At 31.9% G+C, this 3,885-nt stretch carries 3 protein-coding genes; 2 read left to right on the forward strand and 1 reads right to left on the reverse strand.

Annotated features, from left to right (window positions below; all coding sequences use genetic code 11):
* Window positions 1–1,214, forward strand: a 1,214-nt coding sequence (locus VFS71_RS16520; protein ID WP_326402667.1) for an alpha-ketoacid dehydrogenase subunit beta, incomplete at its 5' end; no start/stop codon positions are given.
* Window positions 1,215–1,277: 63 nt separating this feature from the next.
* Here the strand turns inward: VFS71_RS16520 and VFS71_RS16525 are convergent.
* A complete protein-coding gene (locus tag VFS71_RS16525) occupies window positions 1,278–1,781 on the reverse strand; it encodes a CAP domain-containing protein (RefSeq protein WP_326402669.1) in 504 nt (167 codons plus the stop codon).
* Window positions 1,782–2,618: 837 nt separating this feature from the next.
* Between VFS71_RS16525 and VFS71_RS16530 the strand changes: the two genes are divergently transcribed.
* Window positions 2,619–3,296 (forward strand): peptidoglycan DD-metalloendopeptidase family protein, encoded by a 678-nt coding sequence (locus VFS71_RS16530; RefSeq protein WP_326402670.1) that lies wholly within the window; start codon window positions 2,619–2,621, stop codon window positions 3,294–3,296.
* Window positions 3,297–3,885 lie beyond the last annotated feature (589 nt).

The raw sequence follows: 3,885 nt of genomic DNA on the forward strand, positions 1-3,885 counted from the left end.
TGAAAAAGGAAATAATGGTAATCGCACGAAAAACATTGCGTTTGATTATCAATGAAGAAGACAAAATTGAATTATCCAATTGGATTACTGATTACATAAAAAAAACACAACCGAAATTTAGTAGCAATTTATTTTCTGAATCGGATAAAAATGTTTTTTCTGTTAAAGAAGTTTTACCACAATATCCAGGTGATGCCACAGAAGATACTGACGGTAGAATGATATTGAGAGACAACTTTGATGCACTTTTTACCAAATATCCAGAAACTTTAATTTTTGGAGAAGATGCTGGAAACATTGGTGACGTAAACCAAGGGCTTGAAGGAATGCAAGAGAAATACGGAGAGTTACGTGTTGCCGATGTTGGAATTCGTGAGGCTAGCATATTAGGTCAAGGAATTGGAATGGCACTGAGAGGATTGCGTCCGATCGCCGAAATTCAGTATTTAGATTATCTATTGTATGCCATTCAGATTATGAGTGATGATTTGGCTACTTTACAATACAGAACTGTTGGTAAACAAAAGGCACCACTTATTATACGTACCCGTGGACACCGTTTGGAAGGTATCTGGCATTCCGGTTCTCCAATGGGAATGATTATAAACGCCATAAGAGGAATACATGTTTTGGTTCCTAGAAATATGACACAAGCAGCTGGTTTTTACAATGCTTTATTGGAATGTGACGAACCTGCTTTGGTTATCGAATGTTTGAATGGTTACCGATTGAAAGAAAAAGCACCTTTGAACTATGGTGAATTCAAAACACCAATTGGTGTTGTGGAAACATTGAGAAAAGGAACCGACATAACACTTGTTTCTTATGGCTCTACATTACGATTAGTAGAACAAGCTGCAAAAGAATTATTTGAAGTTGGCATTGACTGCGAAATTATTGATTTACAATCATTGCTTCCGTTTGATATCAATCAAGATGTTGTAAAAAGTATTGCAAAAACCAATCGTTTATTGGTTATTGATGAAGATTTACCTGGTGGAGCTTCTGCTTATATTTTACAACAAATTGTTGAACAACAAGATGCTTATAATCATTTGGACAGCAAGCCACAAACTTTGACAGCAAAAGCACACAGACCTGCTTACGGAACAGATGGTGATTATTTCTCAAAACCTTCTGCTGAAGATATTTACGAAAAGGTATATAGCATGATGAATGAGGTGAATCCTTTCAAATTCCCTGCTTTATATTAGAAAATTTTAAATCGTTAAAAAGCCAGATAAAATTATTTTTTGTCTGGCTTTTTTAGTTGTAGATTAAATTTTAATAAAAATATTAGTGTAATATTTTTTTTTGTTTTGAGGGTTTTCCCTTATTGAAATTCCAAAATGCGTATAATCCCCAATGATTATTTCTCTATGTTTAGGGCTTTTCAGCCATGCAGCAAAAACAGCTTGAGGAGAATTGTAATTATAAGCTATAAGTTCAGCCACTGTCTTAGCTCCCAAAACATTTGTCATGTTTTCTGAGCGTTCAGCAAAACCATTATGGTTGACCACATTATTGGCAATCATATAATTATCGTGTTCTTCTGATTTATAGGAGATGTGATTAATTTTCTCCAACGAATTTAAACCTATACTTACTCTGTAATCATTTATCAATTTAAGAGTCTCTAATTCTGATGAAATATAAGTATAGTCCATAACCTTGAAAGAGGATACACTGGTATCTTCTGGTTCTGCATTATCAGAGGAACAACAATTCATGGTGTACGCAATCACAATTAGTGATAATACACCGTACAAATTTGATTTCATAATAACAGCTGTCAAGTTTCACAAGGTTGTTGACGAAAGTTGATTTAATTTTCATTCAAAAAATTGGAATTATATAATTTAGAAATACAAAAACAAATCCTTTTTATTTTCTTCCCAAAGTCTTACTCTCTTTCAACAATAAGAAGGAAAGGGCAGAAAAAATAGAATAACTCAATATTTCTAAATAGTATTAGGTTACAATAAAAGACAAGAATAGTCATTAGAGAAATTAAAATAGCTTCTCTATTCTTTCTATATAAAATGGGGGACGGTTTATCCTTTTAGAGGATGCTGAAGAAGAGGTTGTTTTTCCATAGACGCCTTGTTTTAAATGATTATTTTAAAATCGGCACAAAATAAAGCCAGTTACCAATGGTTCGAATGTAACTCGAACAATCATCAATAAGTAAAAATGCAGTAGACGAGGCGTTTATTATGATCAAAAAGACAAATTATATTATGTCTCTTTTAAAAAATTTTTACCTTAACTTTTAGAAGAATAGTAAAAAAAAAACAGCCCGAAGTTAAAAACAAGAAAACTAATAAATTTAATTTTAACCTTAATTAACACTAAGTCAATGAATTACAAGAGCTCAATGATTGCTATTTAATAAAACAATACTGACTTGCTTATAAAAAATAAGGGACTATTTGCCGATAAAAATATATCACATTAGGATAATCAAAGAAGCTAATCCAGAATGGAATGCTTTTTTTTGATTTGTATTCCTAATCCAATGAATATGAGACTCAATTCACAATTAAAAGTTATAATGCTTCGCAAATTATTTATCTTGATTTTTTTTATTTTAAATTTAGACTTCCTAAAAAAAATAAATGAACCCTTTGGAAAAACTCCTAAAAAGCATTCAGAATGTAAACGTAATAGACGATTCAATTCCTCATGATCAATATATTCCTTTGGATTTATCCGTTTCTAATACGACTTTAGCAGGACTTGCTATAGACAATGCGATTGATTTTGAAAATTTCATCGAAAGAACCTTATCGGATAATTATTCGAAAGTGGCCTACGGAGGATATAATGAGGAGCGAAATTTATACAAAAGAAGTTCCGTTTTTAATGACAACAAAACCGAAGAAAGAAACATTCACATCGGATTAGATTTATGGATTAAAGCCGGAACTCCTGTTTTGGCGGCTTTGGATGGAACTGTTCATAGCTTCAATTACAATAACAATCTGGGAGATTATGGTCCCACAATCATATTGGAACACCAATTGAAAAATCAGACTTTCTATACTTTATATGGACATTTATCGTTAGAAAGTATTGCTGAACTCAAAATTGGGGCTTCTTTTTTAAAAGGAAAACAATTAGCCTCATTGGGAGATCCTACCGTTAATGGTGATTATGCACCTCATCTACATTTTCAAATTATTAAAAACATCGGTGATAATTGTGGTGATTATCCTGGTGTTTGCAGTAAAAGTGACCGGGATTATTACTTGGAAAACTGTCCTGACCCCAATCTTTTATTGAAAATTTACTAATGAAACTTTTTTTTCTTCTAGCAAAAATTGAAGCATAAAAAATAAATACTTCTTAAACACTGTCTTTCAAACGAATAAATTAGATACTTCATCATTACTTCCAAAAGATAACTCCTATATCAATAGCAATTGGCTTTAGTTATAACTACATTTGTTAGGAATCCCCAATCCAAAAGATGGATTAGTAAGGATTATTAAGTTAGATGAAGCTGTAATAAATCAGTAAGTCTTAAAAAACTTTCTTCCCATTCTAATTCCGAGACTTCGGAATTGCACTTCGATTACTAAAAGTTTTACTTTTAGTATAGCTTATATATACACCTCTTAAAAATCAGTGAATTATACAACAATTCACCAAAGTTCTACAACATCAACTCTCGATAGTTAAACGACCTTTACTTAATCTATTAAATAAGACAACTTTGAAATTATACATCAAATATATGGTAAGCAATCGCTGTAAAATGGCGGTGAAAGAAGAACTGAAAAAACTTGGTCTGCATTTTATAGTTGTTGATTTGGGTGAAGTTGAAATCATGGAGGCTATTACTATGTTCCAAAGGGAGCAACTCAAAATAGGCTTAATTGA

It is taken from the genome of Flavobacterium sp. (assembly GCF_035760125.1).
Taxonomy (GTDB): Bacteria; Bacteroidota; Bacteroidia; order Flavobacteriales; family Flavobacteriaceae; genus Flavobacterium.

Coding starts and splice junctions, on each gene's coding strand:
- VFS71_RS16525 (WP_326402669.1), bottom strand. CDS start 1,781: ATGAAATCAAATTTGTACGGTGTATTATCACTAATTGTGATTGCGTAC.
- VFS71_RS16530 (WP_326402670.1), top strand. CDS start 2,619: ATGAACCCTTTGGAAAAACTCCTAAAAAGCATTCAGAATGTAAACGTA.